Source organism: Methanobrevibacter ruminantium (assembly GCF_016294135.1).
Taxonomy (GTDB): Archaea; Methanobacteriota; Methanobacteria; order Methanobacteriales; family Methanobacteriaceae; genus Methanobrevibacter; species Methanobrevibacter ruminantium_A.
Map to the genome: position 1 here is coordinate 1 of NZ_JAEDCO010000010.1, position 16,365 is coordinate 16,365.

At 32.7% G+C, this 16,365-nt stretch carries 16 protein-coding genes; 8 read left to right on the forward strand and 8 right to left on the reverse strand.

Annotated elements, in window-relative coordinates:
- Window positions 1-783 precede the first annotated feature (783 nt).
- Together VW161_RS03815 and VW161_RS03820 are read right to left on the reverse strand one after the other, a co-directional pair.
- A complete protein-coding gene (locus VW161_RS03815; RefSeq protein WP_304085622.1) occupies window positions 784-1,410 on the reverse strand; it encodes a CatA-like O-acetyltransferase in 627 nt (208 codons plus the stop codon).
- Window positions 1,411-1,431: 21 nt separating this feature from the next.
- Entirely contained in the window at window positions 1,432-1,875 is a 444-nt protein-coding gene (locus tag VW161_RS03820) for a universal stress protein (protein WP_304085620.1), read from the reverse strand.
- Between the two features lie 270 nt (window positions 1,876-2,145).
- Here VW161_RS03820 and VW161_RS03825 point away from each other — a divergent pair, with 270 nt between their 5' ends.
- Window positions 2,146-2,922 carry an alpha/beta fold hydrolase gene (locus VW161_RS03825; RefSeq protein WP_325192723.1) on the forward strand — a complete coding sequence of 259 codons (777 nt, stop codon included), beginning with the start codon at window positions 2,146-2,148 and terminating at the stop codon, window positions 2,920-2,922.
- Window positions 2,923-2,993: 71 nt separating this feature from the next.
- Here VW161_RS03825 and VW161_RS03830 read toward each other — a convergent pair whose 3' ends face one another.
- Window positions 2,994-4,136, reverse strand: a complete 1,143-nt coding sequence (locus VW161_RS03830) for an amidohydrolase family protein (RefSeq protein ID WP_325192724.1) — start codon at window positions 4,134-4,136, stop codon at window positions 2,994-2,996.
- An 86-nt stretch (window positions 4,137-4,222) separates the two neighbouring features.
- On the opposite strand from VW161_RS03830, the gene VW161_RS03835 reads away from it, so the two are divergent.
- Window positions 4,223-4,687, forward strand: a complete 465-nt coding sequence (locus VW161_RS03835; protein WP_325192725.1) for a DUF2124 family protein — start codon at window positions 4,223-4,225, stop codon at window positions 4,685-4,687.
- A gap of 95 nt (window positions 4,688-4,782) precedes the next feature.
- On the opposite strand, the gene VW161_RS03840 is transcribed toward VW161_RS03835, so the two are convergent.
- The 3 genes from VW161_RS03840 to VW161_RS03850 all read right to left on the reverse strand — a co-directional run bounded on the left by VW161_RS03840 (window position 4,783) and on the right by VW161_RS03850 (window position 6,077).
- Window positions 4,783-5,214, reverse strand: coding sequence for a DUF3021 domain-containing protein (locus VW161_RS03840; protein ID WP_325192726.1), 432 nt, complete (start codon window positions 5,212-5,214; stop codon window positions 4,783-4,785).
- A 36-nt stretch (window positions 5,215-5,250) separates the two neighbouring features.
- A complete protein-coding gene (locus tag VW161_RS03845; protein ID WP_304085612.1) occupies window positions 5,251-5,715 on the reverse strand; it encodes a LytTR family DNA-binding domain-containing protein in 465 nt (154 codons plus the stop codon).
- Between the two features lie 86 nt (window positions 5,716-5,801).
- A complete protein-coding gene (locus VW161_RS03850) occupies window positions 5,802-6,077 on the reverse strand; it encodes a 2TM domain-containing protein (protein WP_304085610.1) in 276 nt (91 codons plus the stop codon).
- 378 nt (window positions 6,078-6,455) lie between these two features.
- On the opposite strand from VW161_RS03850, the gene VW161_RS03855 reads away from it, so the two are divergent.
- Entirely contained in the window at window positions 6,456-7,049 is a 594-nt protein-coding gene (locus VW161_RS03855; protein WP_325192727.1) for a HEAT repeat domain-containing protein, read from the forward strand.
- Between the two features lie 199 nt (window positions 7,050-7,248).
- Window positions 7,249-7,854, forward strand: coding sequence for a zinc ribbon domain-containing protein (locus VW161_RS08910; RefSeq protein WP_442919853.1), 606 nt, complete (start codon window positions 7,249-7,251; stop codon window positions 7,852-7,854).
- Window positions 7,855-7,965: 111 nt separating this feature from the next.
- Here VW161_RS08910 and VW161_RS03865 read toward each other — a convergent pair whose 3' ends face one another.
- Complete coding sequence (locus tag VW161_RS03865) at window positions 7,966-8,580, reverse strand: indolepyruvate oxidoreductase subunit beta (protein ID WP_304085607.1); 615 nt, start codon at window positions 8,578-8,580, stop codon at window positions 7,966-7,968.
- 1 nt (window position 8,581) lies between these two features.
- On the reverse strand, window positions 8,582-10,573 hold the full coding sequence (gene iorA / locus VW161_RS03870; RefSeq protein WP_325192728.1) for an indolepyruvate ferredoxin oxidoreductase subunit alpha: 1,992 nt from the start codon (window positions 10,571-10,573) through the stop codon (window positions 8,582-8,584).
- Between the two features lie 437 nt (window positions 10,574-11,010).
- Here iorA and tfrB point away from each other — a divergent pair, with 437 nt between their 5' ends.
- The 4 genes from tfrB to glyS all read left to right on the forward strand — a co-directional run bounded on the left by tfrB (window position 11,011) and on the right by glyS (window position 16,269).
- Window positions 11,011-12,522: a fumarate reductase (CoM/CoB) subunit TfrB gene (gene tfrB / locus VW161_RS03875; RefSeq protein WP_304085605.1), complete on the forward strand. Its 1,512-nt coding sequence runs from the start codon at window positions 11,011-11,013 to the stop codon at window positions 12,520-12,522.
- Window positions 12,523-12,547: 25 nt separating this feature from the next.
- Complete coding sequence (locus tag VW161_RS03880) at window positions 12,548-13,342, forward strand: TrmJ/YjtD family RNA methyltransferase (RefSeq protein ID WP_304085603.1); 795 nt, start codon at window positions 12,548-12,550, stop codon at window positions 13,340-13,342.
- A gap of 99 nt (window positions 13,343-13,441) precedes the next feature.
- Window positions 13,442-14,317: a DUF362 domain-containing protein gene (locus tag VW161_RS03885; RefSeq protein WP_304085601.1), complete on the forward strand. Its 876-nt coding sequence runs from the start codon at window positions 13,442-13,444 to the stop codon at window positions 14,315-14,317.
- Window positions 14,318-14,556: 239 nt separating this feature from the next.
- The gene (gene glyS / locus VW161_RS03890; protein WP_304085600.1) at window positions 14,557-16,269 is read left to right on the forward strand and encodes a glycine--tRNA ligase; all 1,713 of its coding nucleotides are present in this window, start codon (window positions 14,557-14,559) and stop codon (window positions 16,267-16,269) included.
- The last annotated feature ends 96 nt before the right edge of the window (window positions 16,270-16,365 follow it).

A 16,365-nucleotide genomic window follows, 5' to 3' on the forward strand; every position in this document is an offset into this window, starting at 1 on the left:
AAAAAATATGTCAATAATGGTTTTTAAAAAATAATTAAATTCTTAATTATTATCTTACAAACAATACAAACAAATTTCTTTTTAATATAATCTAATCATTAAAAATTAAAATTTGGGCTTTATTTGACTAAAGCATCAGTATTTCTTTTTTAATGTTGATTAAAATTAACTGGTTAATCTTATATAAATCTTTTCATTTTAAATCCAAATTTTAAAGGACATAGATTCATTTAAATCAAATAAAAAAGTAGGATATTTGTTAAAAATAAAATCACCCATTGAAAAATATTTCATTAATGTAAATAATACAAAAATTCAAGTTAAACAAAAAATAAATGATTTTTAACAATTAAAGATAAAAAAGATAGAATATTGGTTTATTAGATAAAATAAGGCCAAAATATAATTATTTTAATCAAAAATAAATAAATTACAAGTTTTAAATAAAAATATGCATAAATCATACCCATTTAATTAAAAAAAGCAAGATTTATAGTTTTTTATATATTCATTAAAAAACTCATAATTCAGCAGGGCAAGTTTCAAAAACTAATGGGAAACTAGAATTATTTAAAATTAATATTAGCACTCTAGAAATAAAATAAAGAAGAATTAATGAGTTTTATTAGAAAATAAGCATATTGAGGAAGCAAAAAAAATACTATGTAAATTTTGTAAAAATCAAGAAATATGCAAGAATGAATTAAATAAAAAAATAATGAACAGATAAGAAAAAAGAAAAAAGAAAAAATCCATATGAAAATCTCATAAATGATGCAAAAATTAAAGCAAACTGTCAAAGTTTTCTTGAACGTTCTTATAGAACTTAGCCAATTCCAACCCATTTACAAATATATGGCTAACTGTTATGGATACAGTCATCTCATAATTCTCATTGACCTTCCCCCAAGTGATTAAAGGTTGGATTGCATTTCCCGCAGCAGTTGCATTGGTGATTGAATCGAAATCAACCCAAGGGATGCATGAAAAATTAGCAATGTTTATCTTATCCCTTTCCCTTGTATCCACATCAAATGCCTTATCAACTCCTTCCAAAACATTAAGCTGATAATCCACAACATAATCATGCCATTTTAGAATGTTATAGAATCTTTGAGGACATTCTATCCTTATTTCCTTAAAGACTGTCTCCTCTTTATCCATTATTGGGCAAACTGCATCCAAGGATTCGAATTCAATGACCTTGCCATCAATGATCCTTCTTCTCATTTGAGGAATATCATTCAATGCATTCATCAATGCTCCAAGTGACATGACAAAAAAGGACAAATCCTGCTCCTTTGATTTAATCCACAAGTTTTCAACATCAATCCTTGCAGACATGGAATATCTTGATGACAAGAAGTTTATGAATGGGTTGTTCTCCAAATCAAAATCTATTTCCTTCATTTAAAACTCCATTAAATGCAATCAATGAACAACTAAGACAGAACATTTTGCAGACTTGACAACCTTTTCAGCTACACTTCCCATCAAGAACTTGTCGATTCCAGTCTTGCCGGAACTTCCAATAACAACAAGGTCTATGTCTTCCTCTTCAATTGTTTCGAGAATTACCCTTGCAGGAGAACCCTCCTTAACCATTGTAGTGATTTTCACATCCATTCCACATTCATCTCTAAGCCTTTCAACTTTCTTAAGGTTCTTTTCATTCTCGTCCTTAAGCAATCTGTTCACTTCAGAAATGGTTTCTGAATCTGGAAGACCTATTGAAAAAGAGTTTTCAATAACACTTAAAGCGATTATTTCAGCATTGTTTGTAGCTGCAATTGATAATGCATGTTTTTCAGAAATGTCTGAATATTTTGAACCATCTGTTGGCAATAAAATCTTTTTATATAACTGTTCACCCATTTTAATCACTTAAAAATAATTAATAAACTTAAATTTAGCTAATAACTAAACTTTTATTCTTAATTGATTTAATTTATATAATGCAATGATAATATATTTTTTGGAAAAATTTAAAATAGTTGTTGATGGAAAGGATTGAAAAGAATTATAAAAAATTATCATTTTCCATGAGGGATTATTTACTCTTAAATAAAAAACAATTAACCCATTTAACTTTAAATTAAAAAATAACAACAATAAATTTATATTTAAAATAATAAACTGTAAATCATGACTAAATTTATTGAAGCAAATGGAATTAAACTTGCATATGATGAATCAGGTTATGAAGATGGCAAAGAGATTATTCTTGTTCATGGACTCTCTTCATCCAAGGAAACAATGTTTCTTATGATAAATGGTCTTACTGACAAATATAAAGTATATACAATTGATTGCAGAGGCCATGGAGAAAGCGATAGAATGGGAGACTATACACTTGAAGACCTTGCAAATGACCTTGTAGCCTTTACAAATGAGCTTGGATTAGAAAAGCCAATTGCCATAGGATATTCCATGGGTTCCTTTATTGTGCTTAGAGCGAGCCAAATTTCAGATGCCTTTGAAAAGATCATCCTTATCGGAACAAAAGGGGACAGCTCAGATCCAGCAATAACAAATCTTCTTAAAGAGAATGGATTGACTGTTGAAAACGTTACAAAAGAGGAATACGGCAAAATCATGAGGGCAAACATATTTGCACCTACAACAAAGATTCCTGAAAACATGAAAACAATGAGGCCTCAAGGAAAGGAACTTAGCGTAGAGGACAGAGTTGCTGAAACAAAGGCAATTGCAGATTTTGACAACCTAAAGGAAATCGATAATGTGAATGCAGAAGCATTGGTGATATCTGCAGAATACGATAAGATAGTTCCCCCTGAAAGAGGCCGTGAAGTGGCAGATGCACTAAATTGCAGATTTGAATTATTAAAAGATGCTGGACATATGATGATGGTGGAAAAACCTAAAGAAATAGAAGATTTGATAAAGGATTTCATAGGATAAAAAATAAAAAAAAATAGAAAATCAAAAATAGAAATGATAATTCAAGATGAAATTATCTTGAAAAACATTATTTAAAAAATATTAATGATATCATCCACTTCAGTTCTATTTATTAAACTTAGATATGGATTGTTTGACTTTTGATTTATAATCATTAATTCAGCATTTTGTCCTTCTTCAATGCATGATTTATTGATTTTACCACTGATTGAATCTGTTATACATACATTGGTTGTTGCCATTTTCAATACTTCAACAGGCGCTATGTAATTCTTAGAGAAACCCTTCATTATCTTTAATGTAAATTCCATTTCCCTAAATAGATTAGGCCTATTTATCATTATATTGTCACTTCCAATCAATGGCTTAACTCCAGTTTTCAAAACTTCAAAAAGTGGAATGATTCCAACACTCAATGCACCATTTGACCTTGGACATATAGTGAGAGAGCTATTTGATTTGGAAAGAAGATCAATGTCATTATTTTTTGGATTGGTCATATGGACAACCTGATTGAATCCCGCTTCAAATGCTCTTTGCGGTTCAGTTTTACTTGTCTTTTCCAAAGATACAAATTGGTTATTTTCATTTTCAGCTACATGAATTGAAGATATCTTTCCTGCTGCTTCACATTTTTCACAGATTATTTCAGCAACTGTTGTATCAATTTCACCAAACCCACTTAATCCAATCCCATCTGCATGCTTCAGAAGCTTTCTGATAGCCACTTTCACCTGATGGTAATCAGGATCTTCACCATAAAAGGAGCTATCTCTTCCAAGAATGATTGGAGTTATTGGGATGTCCTTGGATGCCTCCTTGATAAGCTTGACACCTTCAAGACCACCTTCACGATAGTCTATGAAATGGCTGATTCCAAGATTGTACATATCCCACATTGATTCTCTCATTGCTTCAATGAGCTCATCATCACTTGCAGATTCCAATGCAAGATGTTTTATTCCATGAGGAGGCTTTACAACTTCATCAAGACTTAAGCCATCACCCTCGTCCTTTATGATGGAATCTCCAATATGTGTATGTGCATTTATGAAACTTGGGCATACAATCTTATTTGATGAGTCTATGATTTCTCCTTCTTCCGCATCCTTGGAGATTTCAATGATATTATTTTCATCATCAATGACAATGTTCTCCTTTACAGGACTTAAATCAGTGCCTTTTAGGATTAATCCATTTGCTATAGTTTTCATTATTAATAATTTTAAAATAAGTTTTATATATTTTTATTTGAAAATGATTAATTAAGAATACTTAATTATTTAAAGGATGTGAAATCATGGAAACAATTAGTGAATTTAAAGGATTGAATGGGAACATTGTAGCATTTAAGGAAGCTGTTGGTGATGTTGAAAAGGTCACTTTTTTAGGTACTCATGGTGTCTGCACTCCTTTTGCAGCATTATTCTCATATGCAATAAGAGATAAGGAATCTCATTTCATTAGTGGGACTGACATCGATAAATGCCATCAGTTTGAATTCAAACCATATGGAATGCAACTTAATGAAGAAATATCTGACCCTCATGGTTCTGATGCAGTAGTCTTATTAGGTGGACTTACCATGCCTAAAGCCAATACCGATGTGGATGATTTAAATAAAACCATTGCAGAAATCCTAAAGGATGATGGGAAAATCATTGGTGTTGGATACATGGACATGTTTACCAAAGCAGGTTGGCTCGACAAGGTTGACTTTGACTGCATTGTAGATGGAACATTAACTGGAGTTACCAAAAAATAGAATTAAAATAGAAAAAACAATTAAAATTAATACAAAATAATAAAAAAAAGTTAAAAAAAGAAAAAATAAAAAAGAATTATCTAATTTATAGTTATCTATCTATTGGATAATTCCAATTTTTTATTTATATCTCTTGCTTGAAGAGAGTAATAGACAAAAAATCCTGCCCAGAATAATGCAGCAAAGATGCATGCTATTACAATCCAAGTAATTATTGGACCGATTCCTAAGCTGATTGGCATCCATTTCAAGTAAACCGCCACAGCAAACAATACACCCATACCAATTACCATCTGAAATATGACTTGAAGTGAAGATGGAACCTCTTCCTTATCATAAATCAATCCGCTTAAGGAAAATGCCCATCCAACCACTATGGATCCAAAGAATGCATTTATTATTTCCAAACCGCTGAATGATACATTACGAGGACCTGCAATATAAGACCCCAATACCATTACAAGCATTACAACGAAGCATCCTACAAACGCTCCCATTGATAATCTTTCTATTAAATTCAATTTCATATAACCACCTTTACAAATAAGCATAATCAATAAATATCATAAGTTAAGAGCTTCCTTAAAATCGGATAAGTATTTCCTTGAAATATTATCCTTCAATCCGTTCTTAAGCTCAATAAACATCATTCCCCTTAAGGAAGGAGCCACTCTTTTTATCTTTCTCAAATTGACAAGTGTGGTCTTTGAAACCCTTACGAAATTAGAGTCAAGATTCTCTTCAATCTGATAGAGAGGCCTTTTGACCAAATAATCCTTATCCTCTGTATAGGCCTTGGCCTGCTTTTCCTCAACTCTGATCATGAAGATGTCTTCAAAGTCCAAAAGAACAATATCCTGTCCCTTCTTAACAGCCAATATTGAATTGTCACCAATTCCTTCCTCTTCGTATTCCTCTTCATTTTCCAAAAGAACCATTGCCTTTTGAATATTGTCAGTCAATGCATCTGTATAGATTTCTGCATAAGGCTCCTCAAGGTCTTTTGAAACAAACAAATTCACTTTCATAAAATTACCAAACAATTTTTTTAAAATAACTATAATCAATTTAAAATATTGTTTTTAAATAAAATAAACATTTTTAAAATCCATGATTATTTTCTCATCTTTTCCATTTCCTTTTCTATCATTTGATCTCTGTATTTTTCATCAAATTTCTCAAAGAAAACAAAGGTTTTAAGATAATGGGATACTAAACCGATTCCCCAGAAAAGGGTTACCCAATAAAACCACCATTCACCACGAGAAAACAAGACATTTATAATGATAAGAATTATGTTTACTGCAATGAAACTGTATAAATGGTGATAAAATCCCATTTTTTCATCCACTCTTTTTTCTGCTCTACTATATAATTCACTTTCAGACATAAAATCACACTTAATTATAATTTGTTTTTTTTAAATTTCTAAAATGATTAATGAAATTCCATTCGTTTTTAGATAATACTAGTTAGATTATCATTATATAAATGAATACTTATCCAAATTAACAAGATGCAAAAATTGCATGCTGAAATGCAAATAATGAAGATGAAATGAAAATTGAAAAATGCAAAATGCAAAAACGTGACACTGAATGCAAATAATGAAGATGAAAAAATAGATATTCTTAAATATATTCGTTAAGAGAATTTTATTAGTAATTATGAGTGAAAATTAATAGATTTTAATAAGTCCAATCAATGAAGTTTTATAAAGAAGAGTAATAATATGTCAACCCATGCAGATAAAGAGATTTAAAAAGAATTGAGAACCATTACAAAGGATAAGGAAAGCTGGAAAGCAAATGTAGATTTTGTTGCACTTAAATTAAATGAGGATTATTCTGTTGCTGTAAAGGCAAAGGCATTATGGCTTCTTGGAGAAACGGGTTTGAAATATCCTGAAGAAATAGAACCACATATCAATGACATTGCAGGTTACCTTGAAAATGATGAATCCGAATTGAGGGAAAGGTCAGCCAATGCAATTGGAAGGATAGGAAGAGCTGACAAAGATTTGATAATCGATTATATTGACACATTGATGAAACTGAAATATGACAAAACCGAAAATGTCAGACATGCATTTATTTGGACTTGTGAAAACATAGCTGCCAATGCTCCAGAACTGTTTTGTGAAAAGCTTGACATATTTTATGAAATGATTACAGACAGCCATGAAAAGCTTAGGATAGAAGCTCCTGAAATGTTTAGAGTGGTTGGAAAAAGAAACCCCAATTGCGTAAAGCCTTACTTGGAGAAACTGGAATACATTGCAGAAAATGATGAAAACCAAACCGTCCACATTCACAGTGCCGGTGCAATTAGAATTACCAAAAAGGCATTGGAAGAAATTTAAAATATTTTATAAAAGAATTATTAGAAGTATTTAAATTTTTTAGAATTGATTTGGAATGAGTTAAAAATTTAATTAAAAAATTGATTAAAAAATTGATTTAAAAAATTTAATATATTATTAAAACATACTAATATTACTATAAAATTTAATTATTTTTTCTTATTTTTTTAAAAATTTTATAAACTTATAATTTGGCAATTTGCATCTAATCGACTTGAATGGAGGTGTTAGGATAGAAACTAATAATATAAGATATTTTTACAGAAATATTGTAAAGTCAGGTAAGAAATATCGTATCAAATATAACAATAAGGATTACGGAGAATTCAGTAAACTATCCGATGCACTCTATGAAAGGGATTGCTTGTTTTATTGCAAGTTTGACTATGATCTTCTTGTGGAATGCGACTTGCCGAACAAGTATGAAAATATGGATCTTCCCCCATTTCCTGAAAGTCGCCCAAGGGGACGTATTGAAGGAAACCTGAAATTTAAAAAAGACCTTGAAGGGGAAATCGTATTCAACCATAAGGAACGTAAGTTCTGTGTTATAAGAGGGGAAGAAAATTACGGCCAATATGATACTATGGTTGAAGCTTATTTTGTAAAAAAGACACTAATGGAACATGATTGGGATAGAGCTTGTCTCATTCAAAACAGGAAAATCAGAGAAGACATTTTCCTTAATCAGAAAGTCAAGTCAACTAAGCCACAGCTTCCCAAATATTGTCCACAATGCGGTAATAGAGTTAAGGAAGAAGACACAGTATGTAAAATATGCGGTATAAAATTACATGGAAAATAAGAATTATTTATAAAATAATTTTTAAAAAAAAGTTTAAATAAAAATAAAAAAGAAATAGTTGGAAACTCCCAACTAATAAAAAGATTTTTGTCAAGGTTTTATAGCCGAAGGCTATAAAAGCTTGTCTTTAATTGCATTATAACCATTTTCAATAGCTTTTAAATTCATATCATGGAATTTAGGAGCTAAATTGTTTTTCATTGCAGTTTCGACGGTTTCCTTTGAAAGTGGGAAATCATCATTTGCAACACATGCACCTAAAAGCACCATATTCAATGATAAGATGCTTCCAGCATCTATTGCAAGCCCATTTCCTTCAATTGGATAAACTGAATCAAAATTATCCTTAAGATTCTTTACAATATCATCAAGTTCAGGATAGGTCTCTCCAGTTTGAGTTAAGGTTGAAGGCACAATAGGGAAAGTATTAAAGATTAAAGTTGTGTCCTTGTTTGCCTTATTCAATCCCCTTAAGACTTCAATAGGTTCAAATGCAAGAATCAAGTCTGCCTTGGATTCCTCTACAATTGAGGATTTGAAATTTCCCATCTTAAGTTCAGTTGACACAGATCCTCCCCTTTGGCTCATACCATGAATCTCACTCATCACAACATCATAACCTTCAAGCATTGCAGCTTCACCAATGATTACAGATGTCTTAATAATTCCTTGACCGCCTACACCGGAAATGTAAATACTGTAATTGTTATTATCATTATTATCCATCTTAATCACCTTTCTTTACTCCAATAGCTTTATTTGGACAAACTTGTATACAAACTGTACATGATTTACAAAGTGCCTCATCAACAACTACATTATCGTTTAGATAAGAGATTGCAGGACATGCAAGAGTATTTACACAAGTAAGACATTTGACACAATTGTCCTTGATTACCATAGGCGCCTTTTTCTTTTGTCCCTTGATTAATGTACATGGGTATCTTGCAATTACAACAGCAACACCATCGTATTCAAGAGCTTCCTTGTAAATGTCAACAGTCTTCTTTATGTTATGTGGATTTACAATCTTAAGGAACTTGACTCCAATTGCCTCTACAATATCTTCAATGGAAACAGCTGGAGCTTCATCTCCCATTCCATCAACTGGAATACCGGGGTTTGGCTGACCTCCTGTCATTGCAGTGATTCTGTTATCTAAAATTGTAAGCACAAACTTGTTCTTATTGTGAACTGCATTAACAAGAGGAGATAATCCGCTGTGGAAGAATGTTGAATCTCCAATGAAACTCATAACATGCTGATTGGTTGCAATTGAGAAACCGCAACCGTCACCTACAGATGACCCCATTGCAAGCAAGTAGTCTGCAGTTTCATATGGAGGGGATATTCCTAAAGTGTAACATCCAATGTCAGAAGCGAATATCATATCCTCTTTAGCATAGCCAAGTTCTTCATAAGCCTTTACAGCAGCATAATAAGCAGACCTATGGGAACAGCCCGCACATAATGTTGGAGCTCTTGTTGGAATGTTTTCAATCAAATCATTCAAACCATCAGTAAATTCCATCTTGTCTACGATTTCTATTAAATCTCCGTCAAGCTCTTTGCCATTTTCTGATTTGTACTCTTCCTTAAACTCAGCATCATCAGCCAAATCAGAAACAACCTTATTGATGGATTCCTTTACAATGTCTGGATTGTATTCATGAACCATTGGGAAAGTTCCATCGAACTTGCCGTAAACAGGACAATCCAAATTATTCTCACCAAGAACAGCAAGGACATCCCTTTCAAGTACAGGATCAACTTCCTCTACAATAAAGATTCCTTCCAAGTTTTTGCAGAAGTCATAAATCAAATCTTTTGGAGTAGGATAAGACAATGCTATTTTAAGTATATCCATACCTAAATTCTCTTGGGAAACTACATCATAAGCATAGTTGAAAGCACCTCCAGATGAAATAATACCATATTTACCTTGAAGTGATCCATTTTCAAAAGAATAAACCTCATTAACTGGACTTTCATTAGCTGTCTCTTCCATTCTTCCCATTTTTTCTGCAAGTCTTTCATGCATTGCAAGAGCATTTGCAGGAACAGGAACAAATTCCCTTGGATTTTTAACGAAATATCCTCTTAACCAATGTCCATCAGATTCAGTTTCCTTGGTTGTGGATTTAGGTTTTTCAATCTCACCGCATTCCACAATTCCTCTCATATGAGATACACGAGTGCTTGTTCTGAGAATCACTGGAATTCCAAACTGTTCAGACAAGTCAAATCCATAAACCATCATGTCCTTAATTTCCTGAGGGGAAGATGGTTCTAAAATCGGAATGGAAGAAAGCCTTGAATAGTTTCTTGTATCCTGTTCATTCTGTGAAGAGAAAAGTGAAGGGTCATCCGCTACAAGGATAATCATTCCTCCCTTAACACCAGAGTAAGCAGTTGTCATGAATGAGTCAGCAGCTACATTCAATCCTACATGCTTCATGAAAGTAAATGATCTAAGGCCACTTGCAGCTGCAGTAGCTGCCACTTCCATAGCCACTTTTTCATTTGCAGAAAATTCAAAGTACATTTCTGCATTTTTAGCAACAACAGATAAAATATTTCCTATTTCTGAAGAAGGAGTCCCAGGGTAAGTTGCTGCAACTGATACGCCAGCTTCAATAGCTCCTCTAACAGCAGCTTCATTACCTAAAAGGAAAAGCTTATCTCCTTTTTCACTAGTTACTAATTGATCATAAGCCATATAAATTCACCACACACGAGACCAATCAATTAATATCATTCTCTAAAATAACGATGAAAAATCATAAATCGATTAATCTCTAAAGTTTTAATTAAATTGTAAATATAAGATAATAATTAAAATTCGCTAAAATATCATAAAATTTTATAAAATTTCATAAATTATCATAATAAGATATTAGTTTCTTTATATATTTAATACATGGCATTTTTAAGAAATTTTAGAGTGGTTGCTAAGGATTAGATAAAAGAATTGTGACATAAAAAATGTGAGATTAAAAAATACTAAACTTTATAATTAAATAAATAAAAATATATAAAATGATTTATTATTTTATTATATAAAAATAAATAAATGCAATTTAAGGAAAAATATAAAATTAATTTAAAAATCATATTGATAAAATAATTATTTGATAGTTTTAAAAAGGGATTGCTATGATTACCGTTTATGTAAAAAGATTCAACAGAGAAACTGATGAGGAAGCTCATATTGAATCTTATGAAATTGAAGAATATCCTGGAATGAAAGTGCTTGATGCATTGGAAGAGATCAACAGAAAATATGATGCTGACATAAGCTTTAGAAGCTCATGCCTTGCAGGACAATGCGGTTCCTGCGGAGTGAAAATCAATGGAAACGGTGCACTTGCATGTAAGGCAGAAATTAGTGATAATGTATTGATTGAACCATTGGATTTCCCAGTCATAAAGGATTTGATTGTGGATAGAAGTTCAGCTGATGAAAAGGTAAAGCAATTGCAGTTAAGCTTGGATTGTGACAGCGAAACTTCCCATGAAAAGCTTAAGCCTGAAGACATCAAGGATACCAAAAAGGTTAGAAGCTGCATTGAATGTTATACCTGTTTATCCAGTTGTCCGGTGGTAAAGCACTTCAATGAAGAATTCCTCGGACCTTACTACTTAAGATACATCTCCAAGTTTGACTTTGATCCAAGAGATGAATATGACAGATTGATAGAAGCTCTTGACAGCGGAATGTATTCCTGTACAAGCTGTGGAAAATGTGGGGAAATCTGTCCTAAAAACATCAACAGCTTTGGGGATGCAATCGAAAAACTCAGAGCAATGGCTTATGCTGGAAATCTTGGACCTCTTGATGCTCATAAGGTCTTCAAGGATAATGTTGTAGCAAGCGGAAGAAGCGTGAGCAAACCTGAAGAGCCATTCATTGAAACAATCCATAAGAAATGGGATGAAGAAGGCAAATATTATACTGATGATAATGAAGATAAGGAAAAAGTTGCATTATTCACAGGATGTATGGTGGATTACAGAGCCCAAGAGGTAGGATATGCACTACTTGATGTATTAAAGGCAAACAACATTGAGATAGACATTCCAGAAGGACAAGTCTGTTGCGGTTCACCTCTTTTAAGGACAGGCCAAGTTGATGTAGTCCAAGAGCTTGTAGACAAGAACAAGGAGATCTTCAAGGATTATGATAAAGTTATCACTATCTGTGCAGGTTGTGGGGCAACCCTCAAAAATGACCATCCTAAATACGGTTCAAATCTCAATGTTCAAGATATCAGTGAGTTCCTCATTGACAAGCTTGATACAAGCAAAATGAAGGAAGTGGATACCAAAGTGACTTGGCATGATCCGTGCCATTTGTCAAGGGGGCAAGGCATTAGAGAAGAGCCAAGAAAAATCATTGAAATGATTCCTGGAGTTGAATTTGAAGAACTTGAACTTCCTAACCAATGCTGTGGTGCAGGTGGAGGAATCAAATCTGGAAAACCTGAAATCGCTTTAGGGCTTGCTAAAGACAAAGCAGAGATGGTTAAAGCAACAGGTGCAGATTATGTTACTACAATCTGTCCATTCTGTCAAATCAACATCCAAGACGGTTTGAACGAAATTGGTCTTGAAAACGTAAAAATATTAAATCTTATTCAATTGCTTAAAATGGCTTATGACGAATAGGCAATAAAATCAACAGAAGATTATCATGAAAAACAAAAACAAATCAAGCGATAGAGGCAAAGTTAAGGAAATAGTTGAGGATGAAGAAACTAAACGCCTAAAGGAAAACATTTATATTGTTTTTGTAGAATGTGAATCTCCTGGAAATGTTGGATTTTTAGCAAGAACCATGGGTAACTTCGGACTCCATAAATTAGTTCTAATCAACCCATGCACCCTTAAGGATGAAGCTTATTATCAAGCTATGCATGCAAGGGAAACTGTTGAAAATGCATTGATTTATGATACCGTTGAAGACTTTGTAAAAGACAATGAAATTGACTTTATTGTCGGTTCAACAGGAGCCCCTGGGGGAAGTTATAACCTCTCAAGGATTCCAATAAAACCGGAAGAACTTGGAAAGTCAATGAACTACAACGATAAGATAGCCATTCTCTTTGGAAGGGAAGGAAACGGATTGACCAATGCAGAAATAGAAATGTGTGACATCACTGTAAGCATTCCAACTGACCCAAGTTATCCTATAATGAACATTTCACATGCCGCTGCAGTTATCATTTATGAAGTCTTTAAAAACAGAAACAATTATCCAGTTGAAGGATTGGAAGAAAGCACTGCACTTGAAAAGGAATATTTGTTAAGTGATATGGAAAAGCTAATCAGCACATTATCCATTCCCGATCATAAAAAGAAAAACGGATTGAAAGTGTTCAGGAATATCATCAATCGAGCTTTCATTACTGGAAGAGAGGCACATACATTAAAAGGCATTTTAAGACGATTGAATAAAAAGATAGAAGAAGAAAACAATGATAAATAATAAAAAAAATTTATACTTTAAAAATTATCAAAAAATTTAAATATTAATGAATTATATCTATATTAGACTTATAAAATAAAAAATTCAAGGTACTAAACTATGGACGATAAAGACAGAAGAAAAGGATATTATGAAGATGTAACTACATTTTTAGTTGGGCACACATTCCATACACGATTTTTCCTTTCTAGAATGACAAGAAGATCAAGGATATTTAAAAAAATCATTGATAAAATCCTTTTCGAAGATGATGAAGTTTATGTCCTTCCAAACAAAAATGCCGTCAATAAGACCATCACTACAAACATTGAAGTCAACCAAAGCTTCCAAAAAGATGACTCTGAATTTGTGCCGAGCCAAATAATCAAGGAAGTTATAAAAGAAGCTGAAGATATTGTCATTATGCACAAATGCCTTTGCAGAACTTCTGCAAATTGTGAGGATTACCCTCAAGACTTCGGTTGTATTTTCATTGGCCCTGCAAGCAGGAAAATAGCTTCAAAATACGGTAGAAGCGCAACTGTTGAAGAGGCCTTAGCACATGTTGACAAGGCAGATGAATTAGGATTAAGCCATGTTATCGGTAGAAACAAAATAGATGGCGTTTGGATGAATGTAAGGCCAAAGGAAAAACTCTTGACAATTTGCCATTGCTGCCCTTGCTGTTGCCTATGGAAAGTTCTTCCAGACTTGGATGATGACATCAGCAATAAGGTGATGAGGCTTGAAGACGTTGAAGTGCATACAGTAAGCTATAACTGTAAGATGTGCAGAAAATGTTTAGATGATGACGTTTGCTTTGGAAATGCAATCTATATTGAAGATGGAAAAATAAGCATTGATCAAGACAAATGTGTTGGTTGTGGGCACTGTGTTCAAACATGCAAGTTCGATGCTATTGAATTGAATTACAGCCAAAAATCTATTGATTCTGTATTAAATAGAATTGGAGAATTAGTTGATTATAAAAAATAATTAACTAATACTTTTTAATTACTTTTTTTAATTTAACTTATTTTTTTAATGATGGAATTTAATTTTATAAAAACTTATAATAATAATTAAAAAGAAAAATTAAAATGTTAAATTATTAAGTTAAATTATTTGATTATAATAACTTATTTCAATAATATTCTAATTAAATATTCTAATTAAATATTCTAATTAATTATTCTAATTAATTTAAAAAATTATTTTATTATGGAGAAATATTAATGAATCATGAAAAAATGTTTAATATTGCACGTAAAAGAGGTTTCTTATGGCCATCTTTTGAGATTTACTCAGGAGTGTCTGGATTTACAGATTATGGACCTCTTGGAGCAAGCTTAAAGAATAACATCATGCAAAAGTGGAGAAAGCAATACATTGCAGGAGAAGGTTTCCACGAAATTGAAGGACCTACAGTAATGCCTAAAGAAGTATTGAAGGCATCAGGTCACGTTGACAACTTCACTGATCCTATGACCAAATGTCTCTCTTGCGGTGAAGTGTTTAGAGCAGACCACATCATTGAAGAGGCAATCGGCGAAGATGTTGAAAGCTTGGAAAATAGCCAAATGGATGAAATCGTGAAGGAAAGCAATATCAAATGTCCAAGCTGTGGTGGAGACTTGGCAAACATCTGGAACTACAATCTAATGTTCAAGACTGAAATCGGAGCAAAAGGTGACAAAGTAGGATACATGAGACCTGAAACTGCTCAAGGAATTTTCATTCTATTCAAAAGATTATCCAGATTCTTTAAAAACAAGCTCCCATTCGGTGCTGTGCAACTTGGAAAAGCATACAGAAATGAAATCTCACCAAGACAAGGAGTTATTCGTTTAAGAGAATTCACTCAAGCTGAAGCGGAAATATTCCTAGACCCTGAAGACAAGACTCATCCTAAATTCAGCCAAATAGCTGATGAAATATTATACTTATCCTCTCAAGATGTTCAAATGAATGATAAGGAAACCTTGGAAATCACTGCTCAAGAAGCTTTAGACCAAGGTGTCGTGTCCTCTGAAACATTGATCTATCAATTATATCTTGCAAGAAAATTCTTGAAGGAATTAGGAATTCCTGATGAAGTATTGAGATTCAGACAACACTTGCCTGGAGAAATGGCTCACTATGCACTTGACTGCTGGGACGTTGAATGCTTGACTGACCAATACGGTTGGGTTGAAATCATCGGTATTGCAGACAGAGGAAACTATGACCTAACTGCACACAGCCAGTTCAGTAATGAGGAATTAAGCATTTACATGGAATACGATGAACCTAAACTCGTCTCAAAAACTATCGTAAAGCCTAACTTAAAGCTATTCGGACCTGCATTCAAAGGAGATTCTCCAAAAATAAAAACTTACATTGAAAACTTATCAGATGATGAAGTCTTGGCACTTAAGGAACAAATCGAAAGTGAAGGAAAATTCATCCTTGAACTTGACAGCACATTCGAGATTCTTGAAGAGCACTTGATCTTTGAAGATATTGAAGAGGAAGTTAAAGGGGAAAGAATCATTCCTCATGTAATTGAACCTTCATTCGGTATCGACCGTATCCTTTACTGCACATTATTGCATTCATTTAAGACTGAAGAAGACGGATTTGAAAAGGAATACTTCAAGTTTGCAAAAGAGATTGCACCAATTCAAGTAAGTGTCTTCCCATTGATGAACAAGGAAGGTCTCGGTGAAATAGCAATTGACATCACTCACAAACTTCGTGAAGCGGGTTTCACTGTAGACAATGACACTTCAGGAACCATTGGAAAAAGATATGCTCGTGCAGATGAAGTAGGTGTTCCAATAGCTATTACAGTAGACTTTGATACAAAAGAAGACAATACTGTTACAATAAGAGATAGGGACACTGAAGAACAAGAAAGAGTAAAAATAGAAGATTTAAAAGAAGTTATTGAAGCAAAACTTCAATAAACTTTTAAATTTCTTTAACTTTTTTTATTTTTTTAATAACTTACGCTTTTTATTAACTTGTATACTTTTTACTATTTTTTTACTGTTTTTTACTAT

Bases quoted from the DNA above. Each gene is read 5' to 3' on its own strand.
- VW161_RS03815 (WP_304085622.1), bottom strand. From the start codon at position 1,410: ATGAAGGAAATAGATTTTGATTTGGAGAACAACCCATTCATAAACTTC.
- VW161_RS03820 (WP_304085620.1), bottom strand. From the start codon at position 1,875: ATGGGTGAACAGTTATATAAAAAGATTTTATTGCCAACAGATGGTTCA.
- VW161_RS03825 (WP_325192723.1), top strand. From the start codon at position 2,146: ATGACTAAATTTATTGAAGCAAATGGAATTAAACTTGCATATGATGAA.
- VW161_RS03830 (WP_325192724.1), bottom strand. From the start codon at position 4,136: ATGAAAACTATAGCAAATGGATTAATCCTAAAAGGCACTGATTTAAGT.
- VW161_RS03835 (WP_325192725.1), top strand. From the start codon at position 4,223: ATGGAAACAATTAGTGAATTTAAAGGATTGAATGGGAACATTGTAGCA.
- VW161_RS03840 (WP_325192726.1), bottom strand. From the start codon at position 5,214: ATGAAATTGAATTTAATAGAAAGATTATCAATGGGAGCGTTTGTAGGA.
- VW161_RS03845 (WP_304085612.1), bottom strand. From the start codon at position 5,715: ATGAAAGTGAATTTGTTTGTTTCAAAAGACCTTGAGGAGCCTTATGCA.
- VW161_RS03850 (WP_304085610.1), bottom strand. From the start codon at position 6,077: ATGTCTGAAAGTGAATTATATAGTAGAGCAGAAAAAAGAGTGGATGAA.
- VW161_RS03865 (WP_304085607.1), bottom strand. From the start codon at position 8,580: ATGGATAATAATGATAATAACAATTACAGTATTTACATTTCCGGTGTA.
- iorA (WP_325192728.1), bottom strand. From the start codon at position 10,573: ATGGCTTATGATCAATTAGTAACTAGTGAAAAAGGAGATAAGCTTTTC.
- tfrB (WP_304085605.1), top strand. From the start codon at position 11,011: ATGATTACCGTTTATGTAAAAAGATTCAACAGAGAAACTGATGAGGAA.
- VW161_RS03880 (WP_304085603.1), top strand. From the start codon at position 12,548: ATGAAAAACAAAAACAAATCAAGCGATAGAGGCAAAGTTAAGGAAATA.
- VW161_RS03885 (WP_304085601.1), top strand. From the start codon at position 13,442: ATGGACGATAAAGACAGAAGAAAAGGATATTATGAAGATGTAACTACA.
- glyS (WP_304085600.1), top strand. From the start codon at position 14,557: ATGAATCATGAAAAAATGTTTAATATTGCACGTAAAAGAGGTTTCTTA.